This window comes from Pseudomonas sp. 9.3L (genome assembly GCF_058536285.1).
In genome coordinates this window covers 885364-904508 of record NZ_JBZUBK010000001.1, presented here as the reverse complement: position 1 = coordinate 904508, position 19145 = coordinate 885364, and the positions used below count along the sequence as shown (strand labels likewise).

The window sequence follows — 19145 nt, the reverse complement described above, 5'->3', positions numbered from 1 at the left end:
ATAAGGCCTTGACGCACGTCGATCGGCACACTGTTTCAGGCGACATAGCCTAGGATTGCAGGTGAAATCTTCAGCGCCCATGCGCGCGATGGGTTACCACTATGTAACTTCATGCGACAATCAGGCCGTTCATTTAGAGAGCGCCCCATGGACACCCTGCAAAACATGCGCGCGTTTACGTGCGTAGCCGAAGCCGGCAGTTTCACCGCAGCGGCGGTGCAACTGGATACCACCACTGCGAATATTTCCCGCGCCATTTCTAACCTTGAGGCGCATCTGCAAACCCGCCTGCTCAACCGCACCACCCGGCGCATCGCCTTGACCGAAGCCGGCAAGCGTTACCTGGTGCGCTGCGAGCAAATTCTCGCCTTCGTGGAAGAGGCGGAAGCCGAGGCCAGTGATGCCCACGCCCGGCCGGCGGGGCAACTCAAGGTGCATACCATGACCGGGATCGGCCAACACTTCGTTATTGACGCCATCGCTGGTTACCGCAAGGCCCACCCCGACGTAACCTTCGACCTTACCCTGGCCAACCGGGTACCGGACCTGCTGGACGAAGGCTACGACGTGTCAATCGTGCTGGCCAGCGAGCTACCCGACTCAGGGTTTGTGTCACAACGCCTGGGGATCACCTACAGCATTGTCTGCGCTTCCCCTGAATACGTACGTGCCCATGGCGTGGCGCGCACGCCCAGCGAACTGCGCAGCCATGCCTGCCTGCGCCTGGTGAGCCCTGTGGTGCAACTGGAGCGCTGGCTGTTTGACGGCCCCGATGGCCAGGAAATGCTCAACATCACCAATGCGCCGTTTCAGGTGAATTCGGCAGACGCCATGAAAACCGCTATCTCCAGTGGCATGGGCGTTGGGGTGCTGCCCATCTACGCCGCCATCGACGGCTTGCGTAACGGCACCTTGGTGCGAATGCTGCCCGATTACCGGTTACAGGAACTGAACCTGTATGCGATCTACCCGTCCCGCCAGTACCTGGATGCGAAGATCAAAACCTGGGTGGAGTACCTGCGCGGTACCCTGCCGGACCTGCTTGCCGCTCAAGACACCGCCCTGCGCAGCCACGAGCAGGCGTTTTCGGGCCAACCATAGGCACCCGGCGAGCAGTGTGCTCACCGATCAGGGTGTGATGCTTGTCACCTGTGGCTCACAACTTGTAGCGTGTGCGAACCCCTTGCCTGGAACCCTCCAATGAAAAAGACCGTACTAGCCTTCAGCCGCATCACTCAACAGATGGTCGAGCGCCTGGCGCAGGACTTTGAAGTCATCGTCCCCGACCCTAAGCACGGCGACATCAACGCGCAGTTCAGCGAGGCGCTGCCACGGGCGCACGGCCTGATTGGCGCGGGGCGCCCGCTGGGCGAGACGCAACTCAAAGAGGCTGCCCAACTGGAAGTGGTGTCCTCGGTGTCGGTGGGCTATGACAACTACGACGTGGGCTATTTGACCCAGCGGGGTATTGCCCTGACCAATACCCCGGATGTGCTTACTGAAAGTACTGCCGACCTGGGATTCTCCCTGATCATGGCCAGTGCTCGCCGCACCGCCGAGCTGGACGCCTGGACCAAGGCCGGGCAATGGAAGGCCAGCATAGGGCCCGAGTTGTTTGGCAGTGACGTACACGGCAAGACCTTAGGTATCGTAGGCCTGGGCAACATCGGCGCAGCCATCGCGCGGCGCGGCCGCCTGGGCTTTAACATGCCTATCCTTTATAGCGGCAACAGCCGCAAGCCAGCCTTGGAAGCCGAGTTGGGCGCAACCTTCCTTAGCCTCGACGAATTGCTGGCCAAGGCCGATTTCGTCTGCCTGGTCGTACCGCTGAGTGACAAGACACGCCACCTCATTGGCGAGCGGGAACTGGGGCTGATGAAAAAATCAGCGTTCTTGATCAACTTGTCCCGAGGCCCGGTGGTCGATGAACCGGCCCTGATCGAAGCCCTGCAAAACGGCACTATCCGAGGGGCAGGGCTGGACGTGTATGAGCGCGAGCCCTTGACAGAATCCCCCCTGTTCTCCCTTAAAAACGCCGTCACCCTGCCCCATATCGGCTCGGCCACAGGGGAAACCCGCCAGGCCATGGCGGAGCGAGCCATGGCGAACCTGACCGCAGCACTCAAGGGTGAACGGCCTACCGACCTGGTGAACCCGGAAGTGTTCAAGGGCTGATATCTACTCCCTTCAAGGGCAGCGCGCGCTGGGCTAGAGCAGCCGATACACCCAGAGCGCCAATGCCCCCGGCACGGCCAGGGTTGCCAGGCGTAACGCCAAGGTAGGCCAATAAGGCAGCAGCCACACCAGTAGACTGGCACTTGCCATGGCAGTGCCAATGGCGCGCAGGATGCCTATCGCCCAGCCCGCAGTGGCCATGGACCATGCAGCGGTCATGAGCAACAGCGCCACGCCTGCCAGACGAAGGGCCCACCGCCGTGGCTTGCTAAGCTTTACCCCTAGCAAGGCTTGGTGGTGGCGGTCCATGGCCAGGCACAGTGCCGTAAACGCTGGGTAGCACAGCAAGGCACCCATCAGCATCATGGCGTTACCCTGGCTGCACGGGCGGGCAACCTGAGCGCGGTGCCTTTAATCGCCAGCTTGCGGGCCAGCCAGCCCAGGATGAGCGCGCACGCCAGCAAGCTAAGGTCTACGCTGGCAATCACCCAGTCGCCGGCCGCTAGCGCCGTGGGCAGCCCTCGGTGTGTAGTCAGCATGCCCAGAAGGGGCAGTGACAGGTACAGCACTGCGGTCAGGGAAAGCTGTTCTACCCAACCCTGCCGGTGGGGGCGCAGTGCGGCGTGCAACACACTTGCCAGCCAGGTGATGAAAAAGGCTTTCACCTCCCAACCGCTGCGTTCGGTCAGGTGCAGGGGTAATACACGATTGGCGCACAGGTAGGCCCCTACGGCTGCAACGAGCCCGACCATGCTGGCAAGGTTCAAGGTGGCCACCAGGCGCAGGCCAAACGGCCGGCGCGGGGCATTGGCATGCTTGAGCTGACGCTTGCTCAGCCACATCACCAGCCCCGTACCGATCATAGCGGTGCCTGACAACCCGAATATAAAGTAGAGCCAGCGCTCCACCGGGCCTGCAAACTGGCCCATGTGCAGCCCATAAAAGCTGCCGCTTACCAGCAAGGCACCAGCGCTTGGCGTTTCGCTACTCAACAGCTCGCCGCTGACGCCATCGAAGGCCAGCATGTTGCTGGGCAGGTAAGCAATGCGGTCACCGCCGTGCCGGTAAAACACTACACGTGCGTCGGTGTCGCCTGGGTTTTGCACCTCGACACGGCTAAAGCGCGCACCCGGCCATAGGGCTTGGGCCTGGTCATACAGCTGTGCAACGCGCGCCTGTTGCGGTGCAGCAGTGTGCTGGGGTGGCGCGGGAAAGGCGTTGGGGAACACGTCTTGATAGTAGCCATTCACGCCCCCTTTATAGACGGTGGCGAAGGTAGCAGGCAGTAGCATAGCCATGAAAATGACCAGCCCGCTGTAGGTAATGACCAGATGATAGGGCAACACCAATACGCCTACGACGTTATGGCCATCCAGCCAGGAACGCTGGCCCTTGCCAGGGCGAAAGGTGAAGAACTCCTTGAAGAACTTTTTATGGGTAATGATTCCGCTGATAAGCGTAATCAGCATCACCAGGGCACCGAGGCTGGCCACCCAGCGGCCCCAGGGGTAGCCCAACTGCAACTCGTAATGGAAGCGGTAGAAGAAATCCCCGCCTCGGCTATCGCGGGTGTCTACCAACCGGCCTGTAAGCGGGTCCAGCGGTTTACTGACAAAGCCTCTACGCGCCCCTTCCATGCCTCGCCACATCACCTCAAGGATGGGCTGGCGCTGGTCTGGCAGCTTGATGTACCAGGCCGGCGCATGGGGGGCCTCCCGACTTAGGTAAGTCTGCGCGTGATCCAGCGAGGCCCGTGCATCCAGTGCACGCACCGGCACCTCGGGATGGGCCCAGCGGGACAGCTCTTCTTTGAAGTAGCTCAGCGTACCGGTAAGGAAAATAGCGAACAGCAACCAGCCAAAGGTGAGGCCCAGCCAGGTGTGCAGCCAGGCCATGGCTTGACGAAAACCCTCTCTCATACCTGAGCTACCTGGTAGAGGGCCGCATCCGCGATTGCCAACAGCAGTGTACTGACCCCTAAACCCAGCCAGGCGCGCCACGCGCTTCTACAGGCAAATACCCACAACACCGCGACCGTATACACCACAAACCCCAGCATCATGCCAGTGACGGCGGCCTGTGCTGGAGCAGCGGGTATGAGCCCTGCAATTAAGGCGCTGCAGGCGCTGGCCAGTGCATACCCTCCGACGCTGGCAGCCAGGCACCGCGATAGGACGTTCAACCGGTAACGCAGGGGCACGGCGGCGGGCTTTTTCATGGCGGTCGGTGCGCAGAGTAAAGAACGTGATTCTAATGATAAACATTCTCATACGCAAAGGCTGATAGAGGGAACGTACGCACTGCGGTGGTGCGACGCGCCACAGGGTCGCAGGGCGTTGGCCGAGCAACAAGGGCTTGGTGGCACACCTCACTGCCCCGTTTGCACGGGCAGACTGCTCTGGACCGGGCATTTGACGGCCTTCGCCGCGCACGAAACCTTTGTGCGCATACGCCAGCGGCACGCACCTTGCTACAGCCAGGAAGGGCCACGTGGCCCTCTAGCAAGGGAAATCCAGGCGCTAAACCGGCGGTCTGGATCGCAAGAACTAACATTGGCCACCTCAGTCAATACGTGCAGTTTCGACCAAGGCAGGTAACGTATGGATAACCCTTTTCAAACCATCAGCAAGGCTTTTCAGCCGACGTACCGGGTAAACCTGAGCATTCAGGGCTTGGACGGTACGATTATGCTCACCCTGTCCAATGACCAGGGAATGGTTGCCAAGCGCATGATCAGCTTGGCCCAGCGCAACGATCCTGTACGCTTGCAGCGTCTGATCGACAGCATCAAGTTCGGCATTGCCATCGAACACGGCGACAGCGCCATGGAAATGCTGGCTGCAATGACCGAAAGCCACAAAACGCCTCGCGTCGCTAACGCTGCTACGGGATGGCAGGCAGACGTACGCGCGGCGGGTCGTTGATACTCAGGTCTCGCCTTTTTCCAGCTCTACCTCGTCGGCCTTTCCGGCCTGCCGACGTCGCGGCCCTTCGACCTTGATCGAAGGGAACCGCGACGACGCATAACGCACCACCAGGATCGCAAACGCCAACAGCAGGATCGCACCTGAAAGGTACACCACGCCAAGGCCCGCAGGCGCATGGTGTGAAACGTCCGAGATCAGCAGGCGCGTGAGGGCGGTGATTGCCACATAAATCAAGAAGCGCACTGGCATGTGGTTGGTTTTGAAGTAGATCCCTACCATGGCACCCAGCTCCAGGTAGATGAACAGCAGCAGGATATCGTCCACGCTGATGGCGCCTTTTTCCAGCATCTGAAGGAACGCTATCACCGCCGCCCAGGCAGTGACCGCGCCGATGGCGAACAGCGCCAGGTAATGGAACCCGTCCACCAGCAGGTTACCCAGCGACTCGGCTAAATCATGCACCCGCCCGCGTACCCTGTCGGCCCAATTGGTCTTCACTGTCTTCATCCTTCTCGACGTAGGCACGCGTGCCCTGAGCACCTGTTACACCAGAAGCCCGACGTAGATTCAAGCACGTCCCCTTGCCTGCGCGCTAATGACACTGTATAAATAACCAGCTATCCATCAGGTGGGCTGGCCGGCGGTAGCTGCGCATATGAGGGCGGCCAGGCGCGTAAACCCCCTGAGGGATTGACACTTCATTTCTCACAGCATTGCCGCCTGTTGCGGCGGTGCGTCGTAAATCAAAGAGAGGCCAGCCATGGCAGTAGAAGTCCTGTACCGGAGCACACGTGACTTGGAGGTAGTATTTTTGGATCGTAAATTAGCTGACGCGCACGACCAAATGCTTGAGCTCGCTGAGGTTTTGACTGCAGTGCTGATCAAAAACGTACCCGACCTCAGTGAAAAACAGGCGGAAGACGCAAGTATATTCATGGCGAAGAATAGGGCAGTGTTTGCAGCGGCTTTCAAAAATGGTGTCAATACGCTGGACCAACTCCTTAAGCAGGGTGACAGCAATCAGTGACGCTGTATCAAATAGCTGGCCCAGATCTCTTTGCGCTGATCTGATACCCGTATTCTGGCGTTGCGTCTGAGCTAAAAAAGGCGCGCGGAATGAGCCTTTCACTACAGTGCGAACATCGCTAAACCAGCAGTAGGGATCAGGCATGGTCCTCGGTTTGTTACCTAGTTTTCGAGGAAATCTTAAATAAATGTAAATTGACCCTTACCACTCTCTGACCTAGATTAAGCTCAGCAAAAAGGCTCACTGATGTAGTGCGAATTATTGTTAGCTGCCTTATGTCCTGCCAGGCAGGACACGGAAGCCGGAGGGGCGATGACAACCAGTAATGAGTTTCCGTGTATTGCCGGTTAGCCCGACCGAGACGTTGGTTACCACTAAATGGCTGGTTCACAAGGATGCGGTAGAAGGCAGCGACTACAACCTGGATACCTTGGAAAAAGTGTGGCTAGCAACCAATAATCAAGATCGCGAACTGGTGGAAATTACCCAAGCGGGTTTGATGTCACCCAGTTACGAACCCGGCCCCTATTCCACTATTGCCGAAAGTAACGTGTGCCAGTTCGATGACTGGTACTGCGAACAGGTGCTGGCACGCACCTGATCTCAGGATGCCAGGCTAGTTATCCAGTCCTTTAAATAGGCAACGGCTGGAAGGTGCGCAATCTCTTCGCGTATGGCCAGGTAGTGATAGGTCTAAGGCTGGATGATATCGAAGCCTGGAATGCACACCAGCGCACCTTACAAGATCATATCCGACCTTGATTATCGTGCCGGCAATTAGGACGAGAACTTACGCATTGCCCGACTATATTGCCTAGACAGCATCAGCTTTTTCCTTCACCCCAAGCGCTTCTCTTTAGAAGGTGAATGGCCAAAGTACGCGGTGTAAGATTTGCTAAAATGGCTAGGAGACACGAACCCGCATGCAACTGCCACTTGCACCACGGAGAGGTTGGAATGCTGTAGCAGACGCCGCCCTTCGGTTACTCGAAGTTCCAGATAATAACGTAAAGGGGTAGTGTTGAGCTGCTGCTGGAATAGGCGTTCTATTTGCCGACGTGAGCGGTTGACGTAATTGCATATTTGCGTAAGGTCTAGCGGTTCTTCCAAATTGGCCTCCATCAGCTTCACGACTTCCCGCAAGGGTGCGGCAAGCCCAAGTTGTAACTTGGGGTTCACGCGTTTGTAGCGAGAGGCTTCGAAAGCCAATATGTCGATAATACCCTCCACTAGCGCTGCACCATGGCTTTGGCCAATCCACTCCAGCACCATGCTGAATGCCCCCTGGGGACTGGCAGCAGTGTAGCGATTCCGGTCCACCACGTAACTTTCGCTGGTTACCTGACTGTGCTGGGCAATTTCTGCTAACGCCGGCCTGTGCTCCGGGTGTATGGCGCAGCGATAACCATCTAGCAACCCTGCCTGCCCCAGAAACCAGGCCCCATTCCACAACCCCCCAAGCGCAACGCCTTTCTGAGCAGCGCGCTTGATCACGGCGCATAACTCTGGCTGCCCGCACAGTGGTGTACGCAAACCACCGCACACCACCAGGAGTTGCACGTTTTCAAGCGGGTAATCATTCAGCGCGGTATCAGGACGAATCACTAGCCCAAGGTCGCTCACAACGTCCTGGCCATCGAGCGTGAAAGTGCAAGTAGTGAATAATTTGGCCTCCAGGAGGTTGGCCGTGACAAGAGTATCCAACGCTTGAGTGAAGGCGGGCAGCGAAAAATGCTCAAGCAGGACAAAACCAACCCGTGATTGCGGGCTGGCGTTAGCCTTCGCGTTTTGTAAATAGCGGAGATTCTTGCCTTGCATCCCTCCACTGAACAGACGTCTGTCGATCATTGAACATTCGATTAGGTGATCTGAAAACCATGGGCGAGGGGGTCCTCATCGTCCACAATGAGCGTGTTATAGCCGGTGACCCGCGCCCAACCGGTCACGCTGGGCAAAATGCCCGTATGCGCGCCGATTTGCGTTTCGGTTTCCACACGTCCCACGAATCGCGTGCCTATCAGACTCTGATGACAAAAATCCTGGCCTACCGGCAAGCGCCCGCGACCATGCAATTGGGCCATGCGGGCGCTTGTGCCAGTGCCGCCAGGTGAGCGATCGATGGCCTGTTCGCCGTAAAACACGGCGCAGCGGCCATCGACTCCATCGATATCAGGTTGATCGCACCAGATGACGTGATGCACACCTCGGATGCGATCATCCAGCGGGTGGACCGGTTCGATTACCTCCGCGACTGCACGGCGCAACTGCTGGCTTAGCTGGATCAACGTAGCTGCACGGGCACTTTGCAACCCTGCCCAGTTCGCCTGGGGCTCTACCACCGCATAGAAATTGCCACCGTATGCCACGTCGACCGTGAGTGTGCCTAACCCTGCCAAGTGCACTTCAATGTCCGTGGCATGAAGGTAACTCGCCACATTTAGCATTTGCACGCTGCTCACCCTGCCATTTTCCATGGTGTAGCGCACATCCACTCGCCCTGCTGGCGTTTCAAGCGCTACTTGGCCCGGCACCCGAGGCCGCACCAGGCCTTCCTGCAAGGCTGTAGTAACCAGGCCGATAGTGCCCGCGCCACACATGGGGAGACAGCCACTCACCTCGATGAATAGCACCGCAACGTCGCAGTCTTCGCGGTAGGGCGGATAGAGTATGGCGCCAGACATCACGTCGTGGCCGCGCGGCTCGAACATCAAGGCCTGACGTATCCAGTCATAGCGCTCAACGAACAGGGCACGGCGTTCGGCGATTGGTGCATGAGGTAAATTGGGCGCACCGCCAACGACCAGGCGCACGGGGTTGCCACAGGTGTGGGCGTCGATACAGAAAAACGTGTTTTTCATAGAGCGTTCACCTTGTGCGACGGTTGCGTTTGCTACGGTCCAGCGCTCCACGGGACAGGCGGTCTAACAGTAGCGCTACCGCCACGATGCCCAATCCGGCGCGCAGGCCCAGGCCCATTTCCATTCGGGTCAAGCCTCGGGTGACCTCAGCGCCAAGGCCGCCAGCGCCGACCAGTCCAGCCAGCACCACCATTGCCAGCGAGAGTAAAATGCACTGATTGAGGCCTACCAGCAGCGTTGGCGTAGCCAGGGGTATTTCAATCTTGAGCAGGATTGCCCTGGGAGATGCGCCCATAGCGTTACCGAGTTCAAGCATTTCTTTGGGCAACTGGTTGAACGCCAAAGTGGTCAGCCGCAGCATCGGTGGAATGCCGTAGATCACTGTAGCGATGATCGCTGGCACCCGACCAAGGCTGAAGATCATCACCGCCGGGATCAGGTATACCCATGGCGGCACGGTTTGCATTACGTTCAACACAGGGTCGATGGCAGCGGCAAACCGTTTGACGCGAGAAGCCAGGATGCCTAGCGGGAACGCAATGGCCACAGAAATCAGTACAGAAACCGATACCAGCGCGATGGTCTGCATGGAAGCCGTCCACAACCCTGCGATCAGGCAAAAGCCCAACATCGTCGCGGCAAGCAACGCTACCCCCAAACGAATGGTGAACGCCGCCACCACAAAAACGATGCCAATCACCGCCAGCGGTGGCAACGCGAGCAAAGCCGACTCGACAGTGCCCAGCACTGCGGAGATGATCGTACTGACAACACTGAAAAAGCCGTGGAAATTAGTGTTCAACCAATCCACCACGGGGGCGATATAGCGTCCAGGGGAAAACTGCAGATCGGTAAGGCTCATGAGCGGCTCTCCCGTGGCTTGGGTGTCGCGCTCTGGGCCAGACGGTCCAGCACCATGGTCAGGATCACGATCGCGATCGCTGCATTGATGGAAGTAGCGATGTCCAGGGTACGGATGGCGTTATAGATAGCCTGGCCCAACCCACCTGAGCCGACGATGCCGGCAATCACCACCATGCCGAAGGCCATCATCAGGCTCTGGTTGACACCGGTCATGATGCTAGGCAGGGCAAACGGCAAGCGGATTTTGGCGAACATCTGCCAACGGGTCACGCCGCTGGCCTCCCCCAGTTCCACAAAGGCATTCGGCGTCATTCGAATGCCCAATGAGGTAAGCCGAAACGCCGGTGGGAACGCCACGATGAAGGTAGCGATCAAGGCCGTGCCCGGCCCATAGCCAAGCAATGCGATCGCAGGCAACAAGTAAATGTAGGGTGGCATGGTCTGGATAAGGTCAAGTGCCGGCTCTACCACACGATCCAAGGTGGGCATCAGCCCGGCCAGGATGCCCAGCGGTACTGCGATCACTAAAGCCATTACCGTCGCAGCGACTACCAGTGCCAGCGTGCTCATGGTGTCCGCCCACAGCCCCATCACGGCGCAGAACAGCAAGGCAACCAGCGCTCCTGCCGCAAACCGCAGCCCACCCAGGCGCCAGCCGAGCAAGGCGATCAACGCCGCTATCACGTAATAGGGTGGAAACGTAAGCAGCCAATACAGCCCTTCATAGGCGCCCACTAGCACAGCATTGATCGCGTCGAAGATTGATGAGCCGTGATCGGAGAGCCATTCCAGCGCGCTGTCCACCGTTGCGTCGAAGCTGTCAGGAAATTGTTCGATGCCCATGGTCATGCCCTCTTCAGGCGTTCGCCGGGATTGGCCAAGGCTTCGTTGGGGATGCCCTGCACGCCCCGTAACAGGTCGCGTACTGTAATCACACCCACAACACCGCCACCTTGAACCACTGCCACGGCGTCGCGGTCACCCTTGATCGCCACACCAATGACCTCGTCCAGATCGGCTTCCAGTGGCACCTGCGCCAGGCAGCTGAGATCTGCGGTAGGGTGCGCCGCGATGTATACCTGCAAGGGCGCCATGATCGAATGGGCTTTTACCAAGTGCAGACGCGAGATGCCCGCTACGAATTCGGCCACGTAATCATCTGCCGGATTGAGCACGATCTCCTCGGCCGTACCCACCTGGATGATCACCCCGTCTTTCATGATAGCGATGCGGTCCCCGATGCGAATGGCTTCTTCCAGATCGTGGGTAATGAACACCGCCGACTTGCCCAGCTCCTTGGTGAGTTGGCGAAACTCGTCCTGCAATTGTCGACGAATCAACGGGTCAAGGGCGCTAAAGGGTTCATCCATGAGAATTACTTCAGGGTCTGCGGTGATCGCGCGGGCCAAGCCCACGCGCTGTTGCATCCCACCAGATAGTTCATTAGGGTAACGCGAGATCCAGTCAGTGAGGCCTACCTTGGCCAGCGCTTGCTCGGCAACCTTCAGCCGTTGAGCCTTGGGCACCCCCTGCACCTCCAAGCCGAATGCGGTGTTTTCCAGTACGGTACGGTGGGGCAACAAGGCCACGCTCTGGAATACCATGCCGATGTGTTTCGCGCGGATGTCGCGCAACTCGGCTGCACTCAGGGAGGACAACTCACGCCCTTTTACCAGCACCTTGCCGGCACTGGGCGTGATCAATCTGTTCAATAGCCGTATAAGGGTTGACTTGCCGCTGCCGGATAGTCCCATGATGCAGAAAATCTCACCACGCCGCACATCAAGGTTAACGTCAGACACGCCCACGACACAGCCGAAGTCTTGAAGTATTTGTTTCTTCGAGAACCCTTTTTCGGTGACTGCTTTCATCGCGTCGGCAGCGTTCTCCCCAAACACTTTCCACACCGACTGGCAACTTACCAGTACTTCATTTGCGTCTATCGTCTGCGTACTCATATCGTTCCCTTACAACCAGTTTGTTCTGGCTTTAGTGCATTCATGTGCGGCAGTGGAGCAAGCGGCAGCTGCTTAGTCTTTCTTGATATTTTCCCAGCGCTTGAGCAGCTCAGCGTGGCTATCCGTCCATACCTTCACCGCTTCATCCATTGTCTTGCCGTCTTTCACATCACCGTTGATCGCTTTGATATCGGCAATAGGCACGTAGACGCTGGCAATCACTTCACGTGCGCGAGCGTTCTCTGCAGAGAAGCCCTTGTGGCCAATCCAGTAATAACCCTGTGGAGGCGGGAAGATGCCTTTTGGGTCGGCAAGGTATTTCACGTCAAACTTCTGAGTCATCCAGGACGGATCCCAAAGAGTGACGGCGATCCAGTCTTTACGGTCCACAGCGGATTTAAGCGCCGCGGTCATGGCCGCGCTGCTGCCTTCGAGCAGGTTGAGCTTGAGATCGTAGGCCTTGACTGCATTGGTCGCATCGCTCATCAGCCCCGAACCGGGCTCAATACCAACGATTTTCCCGCCGAACTTATCGGCATTAGCATTGAGTTCCTCAATGGAGTTGATCGGCACGTACTTCGGTACGGCAATGCCTTGATAGAGGCCATGAGAAACGGGTGAGATTTTCTCAAGGCGATTCTTGTTTTTGTTCCAATAATCCTGAGCTACATAATCAATTTGCGAAGCGAGGATCTGCACATCACCTTTACCTAGCGCGGCATAAGCAATGCCCCATTCGGAAAATTGGGTAACTTTTACCGTGTACCCTTGATCCTCCAGTACTTTCTTGGTGATGCCCGTGATGGGCGTAAGGTCTTCCCAGGACAGCGTGCCCATAGTGATGGTTTTTTCTTCGGCATGTACCGGCAATACGGCCAATGCCGCCAACGCCAAGGCGCAGAACGCTTTTTTCAATGTCTTCATGGTAGTTCCCCGATTAGGATGATTATTGGAACGGCAGAACAAGCGTTTGAAACGTTTTATTGTTTTTCGATTTATCAGCCCTCTTTACCAGCCCTCATTTCTTGCCAGCGAATCAGTGAGTTCACGCCTAACCAGGCGAACGGCTCAGGCGGCATACGGCTAGGGCCGGGCGTCTTTTGATACTTGCGCAACGCGTCGGTGGTAAAGCCTGAGGCCAGTTCTGCGACCATCATGCCGGCCAAGGTGCTTTTCACTGTGCCTAATCCATTTTCACAACACGCCGAGTACAGCCCCTCCTCCACCTCTCCGAACGCGGGCGTGCTGTTACGGCTGAGGCATAAGCGCCCGGCCCAACTGAACTCAAACGGCACTCCATGTAACTCGGGAAAGCGTGCGTCGAGGGATCGGCGTTGGTCCTCGGCAACCACCGCTACCCGCCGAGGGCTCACCTGGATCGTGGGATCGTAGGTGAAGCGCGTACGTATAACGATCCGCGACATTCCCGCCTCTGTGTACTTACGCACTGTGGCGCCCATCGGGTCGGCCGGCAGTAGCGCCCAGCGCGGCTGGCCCGTTGCAGGGCGCATGAACTGCCGGTCTGTGAAGGGGGCAGTCATGGACGCGTAGGTGAACACATGCATTAGCCGGTCCTTGAAGTGACCGAAGTCCTCGATGTGGCCGTTCACCGCCAGAATAACCTTGGGCGCGCGCACCGAGCCGCCGTGGCTTTTCGCGTGCCACACCTGCCCCACCCTACTCAAGTCGATCACCGGGCTGTGTTCGTAGATCGTCACATCCTTCGCCACCCCTTCCGCCAGCGCGCGAATGTAACGAGCGGGCTGAATAAGCACTGCGCCTGGGGTATACAAGCCATCGGTGTAATAAGAGGTGCCGGTGATTTCACGCATGTGCGAAGCGTCGTAGCGCTCGAACCGCTCGCCAATCCGCTGCAACGATGCCGCGTAGTTCGTATTCAGGCGAGCGCCGCGTTCAGTGGCGGCCGCGTTGATCTTGCCCGACGGATCGAACACCTCGGTAGGCATGCCATATGCCAATGCTGCGGCGCTGGCGTAGGCAATGGCAGACCGATTCTGGACAATCTCAAGGGCAGTCGCTTCGTGACCGCCCACCGAGTATTCGCCCGAGGACAAGCTATGCGGCACATCAATCATGAAACCCGAATTACGCCCCGCCGGCCCCTTGGCCACTTCCCGGGCCTCCATTATCACGATGCGGCTGCCGGGACATAGCTCGAACAGACGCCGGGCGGCGGTAAGACCGGCAAACCCGGCGCCGATGATCAACCAATCCGCATTCACGTCCTCGTTTAACACCCGCACGGGCGTGGAGCGGGCACAGGTCGCCTCCCAACCAGAGGTACCCGTGTCCACAGGCAGGCGCTTGACGATGGTCATCTCACGCTCTCGTCTATTGAACGGTCGGACACGTCGATCCACACGGTCTTGAGTTCGGTGTACTGGTCATGCGCAAAAATTGATTTGTCGCGGCCACCGAAGCCGGACTGTTTATACCCACCGAACGGCGTGCTGGCGTCTCCCTCACCGAAGCAGTTCACAGTGACGATGCCCGCTCGAATCTCGCGCGACAGGGTGATCGCGGTGCGCAGGTTGCCGGTGTACACGGAAGCCGCCAGGCCATACACCGTGTCGTTGGCCAGGGCGATCGCTTCGCGCACAGAGGTGAAGGTGGTAACGGACAGTACCGGCCCGAAGATCTCTTCTTGAAACAACGCGCTGTCGCGGCCCACGCCATCAATCACCGTGGGTTGCACGAAGATGCCGCCTTCCGTATCACCGCCATGCACGACCTGAAGCCCTTCCTGGCGGGCTTTTTCCAGGTAGCCGTTCACCTTATCGAAGTGGTCGCCGCTGATCAGCGAGCCTACGCGGTTCACCGGGTCTAGTGGGTCGCCCATTTTCCATTCGCGGATATAAGCAGCCATGCGTTCAAGCAATTTATCCTTCACGTCGGCGTGCACGATTAGTCGAGAAGTGGCCGAGCAGTTCTCTCCCATGTTCCAAAAGGCGCCGTTCACTATCTGCTCGGCAACCAGGTCCAGATCCTCGGCGTCGTTCATTACCACGGCAGGATTCTTGCCGCCGCATTCGAGTACGATGCGTTTAAGGTTGGAGTCAGCGGCATAACGCAAAAAGCGGCGGCCGGTCGCGGTAGAACCGGTAAACGAGACCATGTCCACATCGGGGTGTAAACCGATGGACTCCCCTACCGCTTGGCCGGTGCCTGTGACCACGTTGAGCACACCGGCCGGTACACCAGCTTCCAGGGCCAGTTCGGCTACTCGCAAGGTGGTCAGGGACGTTTGCTCGGCAGGTTTTACGATGACCGAACAGCCGGCAGCCAGCGCCGGGCCGATTTTCCAGGCCAGCATCAGCAGTGGAAAGTTCCAGGGCAGCACCAGGCCTACGACGCCAATGGCCTCACGCACCACCATGGTCAGCGCATTGCTGCCTACAGGCGCGGTGTTGTCATAGAGCTTGTCGATCAGTTCAGCGTGCCAACGCAGCGTATTGATGGTATCCGGCACGTCCACGTTCTGGCACTCACTCACCGGCTTGCCACTGTCCAGGCTTTCCAGCACGGCCAATTCGTGACGGTGTTCTTCCAGCAATCGCGCCAGTTTGAGCAACACGGCCTTGCGCTCACCGGGATGGCGCAGTCGCCAGCGGCCATCTTCGAATGCCGCGCGCGCCTTGACCACCGCGTAATCCACGTCTTCGGCCGCACAGGCCGCGAGGGTGGTCAAGGGTTTGCCGGTCGCCGGGTTGAAGGTGTCTAGCGTAGCGCCAGAGGCGGCGGGGCGGAATGTGCCGTTAATGAAGGCACCGCTGGGGAAGCTAATGCCTTTAGCGATGGCGGCGTATTCGGCGGCAGTCAGCAGGTCACTCATGATTCCTCTCCGAGACGATGTGGGCAACGGTGCGCTTTACGGTGGTGATGACGGCGTTCAGAGCGCGCTGCTCGTCTTCGTTCAGGCCGCGCAGCGGGGCCCTGACCGGGCCGGCCTTGAGGCCTGCCAACTCGCAGCCGTACTTGATCGATTGAACGAACTTGCCTCCGTCAAGGACATTCATCAGCGGCATCATCGCAGCCATGATCTTGCGGCCCTTGTCGAAGTCTTTTTCCACCACACAGGCTTCGTACATTGCTATGTGTTCGCTTGGGAGAAAGTTGGAGCCGGCACACACCCAACTGCGCGCGCCCCAAGCGAAGAACTCCAGTGCCTGATCATCCCAGCCGCAGGACAGCGCAATATGCGGGTACTCGCGGGCCATCAAATGCACGCGGCTCATATCGCCTGAGCTTTCTTTAATCGCTACCACGTTTCGCGACTTGCCTACCCGGGAGAGGTACGCCTCACCCATGGATACGCACATCCGGCCTGGGTAGTTGTAGAGCATGATGGGAAGGTTGGCCGCGCGATCTACGGTAAGCGCGTGAATAGCGTTTTCGTTGTCGGTAGGCAGCGCATACGGAGGCGTGGTTACCAAAATGGCATCCGCCTTGATATCTCGGGCCGCCTGGGCATACGTCACCGCATCCTCGGTGCGGATAGCTCCGGTGCCGATGATCAATGGCATGCGGGTACCGATCACCTCCTTCGCATAGGCCGCCAGGCTCAGACGCTCTTCTGCCGTATGGGCATAGTATTCGCCCGTGGAGCCTCCAATGATGATTCCATGCACCTTCGCCTCGATGAGCGATTCCAGCACGTCAGCAAACGCATACTTGTCAATACTGCCGTCGGCATTCAATGGCGTGATGGCCGGCGTATATATCCCTTCGAATTTCAAGATGCGCTCTCCTTGTAACGAAAAGTGCGGGACCCGACTTCTACGAATCTGCTTTCAGCCCTTGCGGTGCAATGAACATCTGCATGTTCGCTCTCGACAGTTCCCAATGTTCGAATACCAAGTCCACAACTCGGCTTTCATCGTGACGCCCAATAGCTTCGATAAAATCGTCGTGGTGTTCTACAGACAGGTCCAAGCGTTGTTGCATGTCCTCGTCTCGAGGTCGGAAAAAGGTATGGCCGATGCGTGCGTGATCGATCAGCAATCGGCTAAGGCTTGCTTCCAGGTAAGGGTTGCCAGCCATCTCTCCCATGATTTCGTGGAATCGGTTGTTTTCGACCACCATGGCCAAAGGATCATGGGCCAGGGTGGCCTGGCGGAAGCGATGTTGGCTGTCCTTGAGCTCAACCAACTGCACGGCTTTATAGTTCTGCACTGCCAGCCGCCCAATAGCCGCATAAATCATCGGCGCTGCCAGAAAGAAGTTGCGCAAAGTGGAGTGGTTCATGGGGATAACCCTCGCACCGCGGTTCTCGCGGATGTCCAGATAACCCTCGCCTTCCAGCCGACGGAATACTTCCCTTACCGGTGTTCTCGACAGCCCATAGCTCTCGCTTAAGGTGGCTTCATCCAGCACGTGATCCGGGCCCAACTCCATTGTGAGGATCCGGCGCTTGAGGTCTTCGTACAGCCCAGCCTTGCCGTTTTTCACAGGACGTCTCCGGTATACGGATCACTGCTGCCAATGACCTGATTGAACTCAGATTCACACGTGTGACACGTAGGGTCAACCTTATGTATTTGAGTTGTACACATTATAAATACACGCTGCATTTGAAAAATTTCCTTTTGCAACAATGGATTAATTGAACCGACCGCTTATGAGAAGCGTCGGTTTTAGATATGAAACTGTCGGCAACGAGTAAGCGCTACGGCTAGAATCCAGATTCCCATCTCCGTATCGATGGCGGTTATTCGGCTCCTCACACTATCAACCTGTATCTGGCAGGTTCATCTGCGACTAGCAATCGCCTGTTAGCGACGTTTTGCCCGGTTTGGCCGCTTTGGCGACAGTCGTGCTCTGGACACGATTTAGAATCGGCCTCTATATTCTGTGTACAGATTGTATACATACGTCACTAGGCCCTTTTAAACGGGTCAATAACAATCAGGCGTCTTTCATGGTCCAGATCACTTCGCTGCCCGCGGACGACACTACCTGCGGCTGGTATCACCTCAGTAAGGCACGTATCCCACGCCCTGCACATGCTGGCCATAGCTCAGTACCCTGGGTAGTGATCGGCGCCGGCTTCACCGGCCTGGCGGCAGCACGACAACTTGCACTCGGCTATCCCAATGAAGAGATTGTCCTCCTCGACGCGCAGGAAGTAGGTTTCGGCACCTCTGGCCGCAATGCTGGCTTCGCGATAGATCTGCCTCACGATATCGGTGCTGATGATTACATCGGTGATGTAGACACTGCCCGCACGGTGCTCAAACTCAACCTCGCAGGGCAGCGTTATCTTAAAGCGCTAGTGGACACTTATGGCATCGATGCACAGATGACCTTCTGCGGGAAGTTCCAGGCGGCCGTCGAAGGCCGCGGGCTTATGGTGCTGGAGGCTTACCGGCGAGGGCTGGACAAGCTCGGTGAGGCCTATGAAGTCTTTGACGCCCACGCACTGCGCGAGCAGATCGGCACCAGTTTCTACCGTCAGGCACTGTTCACCCCAGGCACGGCGCTGATCCAGCCTTCGGCGTTGGTGAAGGGTTTGGCTGACGCTTTGCCCTCCAATGTAACCTTGTACGAACATACACCGATCAGCGAGATCGAGTACGGGCCTAAAATCACCCTCAAGCACGATCACGGTACCATCGTCACTGATCGGCTGGTGCTGGCCAATAACACGTTTGGAATGAGCTTCGGATTTTTGAAAGGCCGAATGCTACCTATCTTTACTTATGCCAGCCTCACCCGCCCCCTCACTGCGGATGAACAGGCACGCTTGGGCGGCCGGCCGTACTGGGGCCTAATTCCCGCCGACCCATTCGGCACCACTGTGCGGCGCACCCCCGACCAGCGCCTGCTGATCCGCAACAGCTTTAGCTACAACCCAGACGGCCGTAGCAACGGCCGCTACAACACCCTTTTCATGGAACGTCACAAGGCGTCGTTCAAAAGGCGCTTTCCGATGCTGCCTGGCGTCGACTTCGAGTACACCTGGGGCGGCGCATTGGGGATGTCGCGCAATCACTCGAGTTATTTCGGGCAGCTTGCCCCGAACGTGTATGGCGCCCTGTGCTGCAACGGGCTGGGTGTTACCCGTGGTACCGCAACAGGCATGTTGTTAGGCGACTGGCTAACTGGTCAACGAAACGAGTTGATCGATTTTCTTCTCAATGCCCCCAGCCCAACGGCCAATCCTCCACAGCCTTTCCTTTCCATGGGCGTCAACGCGAACCTGCGCTGGGGCCAATACCGGGCAGGTATGGAGAGCTGAGCCAGCCTTTCCATAATAAAAACTATTGCGGTTCATCTGAGCAAATCGGGCTGCTTTTTTCCCTGCTGTAACTGATCG

General features: G+C 57.8%; 19 protein-coding genes and 1 pseudogene. 6 read left to right on the top strand and 14 right to left on the bottom strand.

Features of this window, described 5'->3' with window-relative positions:
- Positions 1-147 precede the first annotated feature (147 nt).
- Entirely contained in the window at positions 148-1101 is a 954-nt protein-coding gene (locus AC4LE2_RS04115) for a LysR family transcriptional regulator (protein WP_491824246.1), read from the top strand.
- A gap of 99 nt (positions 1102-1200) precedes the next feature.
- Positions 1201-2175, top strand: coding sequence for a 2-hydroxyacid dehydrogenase (locus AC4LE2_RS04110; protein ID WP_491824244.1), 975 nt, complete (start codon positions 1201-1203; stop codon positions 2173-2175).
- 33 nt (positions 2176-2208) lie between these two features.
- On the opposite strand, the gene AC4LE2_RS04105 is transcribed toward AC4LE2_RS04110, so the two are convergent.
- Genes AC4LE2_RS04105 through AC4LE2_RS04095 form a run of 3 tightly spaced genes read right to left on the bottom strand, consistent with a single transcriptional unit; the run spans position 2209 to position 4393 of the window.
- The gene (locus tag AC4LE2_RS04105; RefSeq protein WP_491824242.1) at positions 2209-2541 is read right to left on the bottom strand and encodes a DUF3325 domain-containing protein; all 333 of its coding nucleotides are present in this window, start codon (positions 2539-2541) and stop codon (positions 2209-2211) included.
- Positions 2538-4094, bottom strand: a complete 1557-nt coding sequence (locus AC4LE2_RS04100; protein WP_491824240.1) for a PepSY-associated TM helix domain-containing protein — start codon at positions 4092-4094, stop codon at positions 2538-2540. The genes AC4LE2_RS04105 and AC4LE2_RS04100 overlap by 4 nt, the downstream gene beginning before the upstream one ends.
- On the bottom strand, positions 4091-4393 hold the full coding sequence (locus AC4LE2_RS04095) for a DUF3649 domain-containing protein (RefSeq protein WP_491824238.1): 303 nt from the start codon (positions 4391-4393) through the stop codon (positions 4091-4093). Before AC4LE2_RS04095 ends, AC4LE2_RS04100 begins: the two co-directional genes overlap by 4 nt.
- Positions 4394-4775: 382 nt before the next feature.
- Between AC4LE2_RS04095 and AC4LE2_RS04090 the strand changes: the two genes are divergently transcribed.
- Positions 4776-5099, top strand: a complete 324-nt coding sequence (locus AC4LE2_RS04090) for a DUF3509 domain-containing protein (protein ID WP_491824236.1) — start codon at positions 4776-4778, stop codon at positions 5097-5099.
- A gap of 3 nt (positions 5100-5102) precedes the next feature.
- On the opposite strand, the gene AC4LE2_RS04085 is transcribed toward AC4LE2_RS04090, so the two are convergent.
- Positions 5103-5600: a phosphate-starvation-inducible protein PsiE gene (locus tag AC4LE2_RS04085; protein ID WP_491824234.1), complete on the bottom strand. Its 498-nt coding sequence runs from the start codon at positions 5598-5600 to the stop codon at positions 5103-5105.
- A 262-nt stretch (positions 5601-5862) separates the two neighbouring features.
- Here AC4LE2_RS04085 and AC4LE2_RS04080 point away from each other — a divergent pair, with 262 nt between their 5' ends.
- Together AC4LE2_RS04080 and AC4LE2_RS04075 are read left to right on the top strand one after the other, a co-directional pair.
- On the top strand, positions 5863-6129 hold the full coding sequence (locus AC4LE2_RS04080; protein ID WP_491824232.1) for a YebG family protein: 267 nt from the start codon (positions 5863-5865) through the stop codon (positions 6127-6129).
- 325 nt (positions 6130-6454) lie between these two features.
- Positions 6455-6730, top strand: a pseudogene (locus AC4LE2_RS04075) (SRPBCC family protein); the annotation flags it as partial.
- Positions 6731-6966: 236 nt separating this feature from the next.
- Here the strand turns inward: AC4LE2_RS04075 and AC4LE2_RS04070 are convergent.
- From AC4LE2_RS04070 to AC4LE2_RS04025, 10 genes are all read right to left on the bottom strand, one after another.
- Positions 6967-7977, bottom strand: coding sequence for a GlxA family transcriptional regulator (locus AC4LE2_RS04070; protein ID WP_491824230.1), 1011 nt, complete (start codon positions 7975-7977; stop codon positions 6967-6969).
- A gap of 11 nt (positions 7978-7988) precedes the next feature.
- Positions 7989-8987 (bottom strand): 4-hydroxyproline epimerase, encoded by a 999-nt coding sequence (locus AC4LE2_RS04065; protein ID WP_491824228.1) that lies wholly within the window; start codon positions 8985-8987, stop codon positions 7989-7991.
- A gap of 7 nt (positions 8988-8994) precedes the next feature.
- Positions 8995-9849 (bottom strand): ABC transporter permease, encoded by an 855-nt coding sequence (locus tag AC4LE2_RS04060; RefSeq protein WP_491824227.1) that lies wholly within the window; start codon positions 9847-9849, stop codon positions 8995-8997.
- Positions 9846-10694 carry an ABC transporter permease gene (locus AC4LE2_RS04055; protein WP_491824225.1) on the bottom strand — a complete coding sequence of 283 codons (849 nt, stop codon included), beginning with the start codon at positions 10692-10694 and terminating at the stop codon, positions 9846-9848. The genes AC4LE2_RS04060 and AC4LE2_RS04055 overlap by 4 nt, the downstream gene beginning before the upstream one ends.
- 2 nt (positions 10695-10696) lie before the next feature.
- Positions 10697-11809: a quaternary amine ABC transporter ATP-binding protein gene (locus tag AC4LE2_RS04050; RefSeq protein ID WP_491824223.1), complete on the bottom strand. Its 1113-nt coding sequence runs from the start codon at positions 11807-11809 to the stop codon at positions 10697-10699.
- 72 nt (positions 11810-11881) lie between these two features.
- Positions 11882-12733 (bottom strand): glycine betaine ABC transporter substrate-binding protein, encoded by an 852-nt coding sequence (locus AC4LE2_RS04045; protein ID WP_491824222.1) that lies wholly within the window; start codon positions 12731-12733, stop codon positions 11882-11884.
- Positions 12734-12807: 74 nt separating this feature from the next.
- Complete coding sequence (locus AC4LE2_RS04040; protein ID WP_491824221.1) at positions 12808-14148, bottom strand: NAD(P)/FAD-dependent oxidoreductase; 1341 nt, start codon at positions 14146-14148, stop codon at positions 12808-12810.
- Positions 14145-15662 carry an aldehyde dehydrogenase gene (locus AC4LE2_RS04035; RefSeq protein ID WP_491824220.1) on the bottom strand — a complete coding sequence of 506 codons (1518 nt, stop codon included), beginning with the start codon at positions 15660-15662 and terminating at the stop codon, positions 14145-14147. Before AC4LE2_RS04035 ends, AC4LE2_RS04040 begins: the two co-directional genes overlap by 4 nt.
- A complete protein-coding gene (locus tag AC4LE2_RS04030) occupies positions 15655-16566 on the bottom strand; it encodes a dihydrodipicolinate synthase family protein (protein WP_491824219.1) in 912 nt (303 codons plus the stop codon). Before AC4LE2_RS04030 ends, AC4LE2_RS04035 begins: the two co-directional genes overlap by 8 nt.
- Before the next feature lie 40 nt (positions 16567-16606).
- A complete protein-coding gene (locus tag AC4LE2_RS04025; protein WP_491824218.1) occupies positions 16607-17278 on the bottom strand; it encodes a GntR family transcriptional regulator in 672 nt (223 codons plus the stop codon).
- Positions 17279-17747: 469 nt separating this feature from the next.
- Here AC4LE2_RS04025 and AC4LE2_RS04020 point away from each other — a divergent pair, with 469 nt between their 5' ends.
- Positions 17748-19067 (top strand): NAD(P)/FAD-dependent oxidoreductase, encoded by a 1320-nt coding sequence (locus tag AC4LE2_RS04020; protein WP_491824217.1) that lies wholly within the window; start codon positions 17748-17750, stop codon positions 19065-19067.
- Positions 19068-19145: the final 78 nt, after the last annotated feature.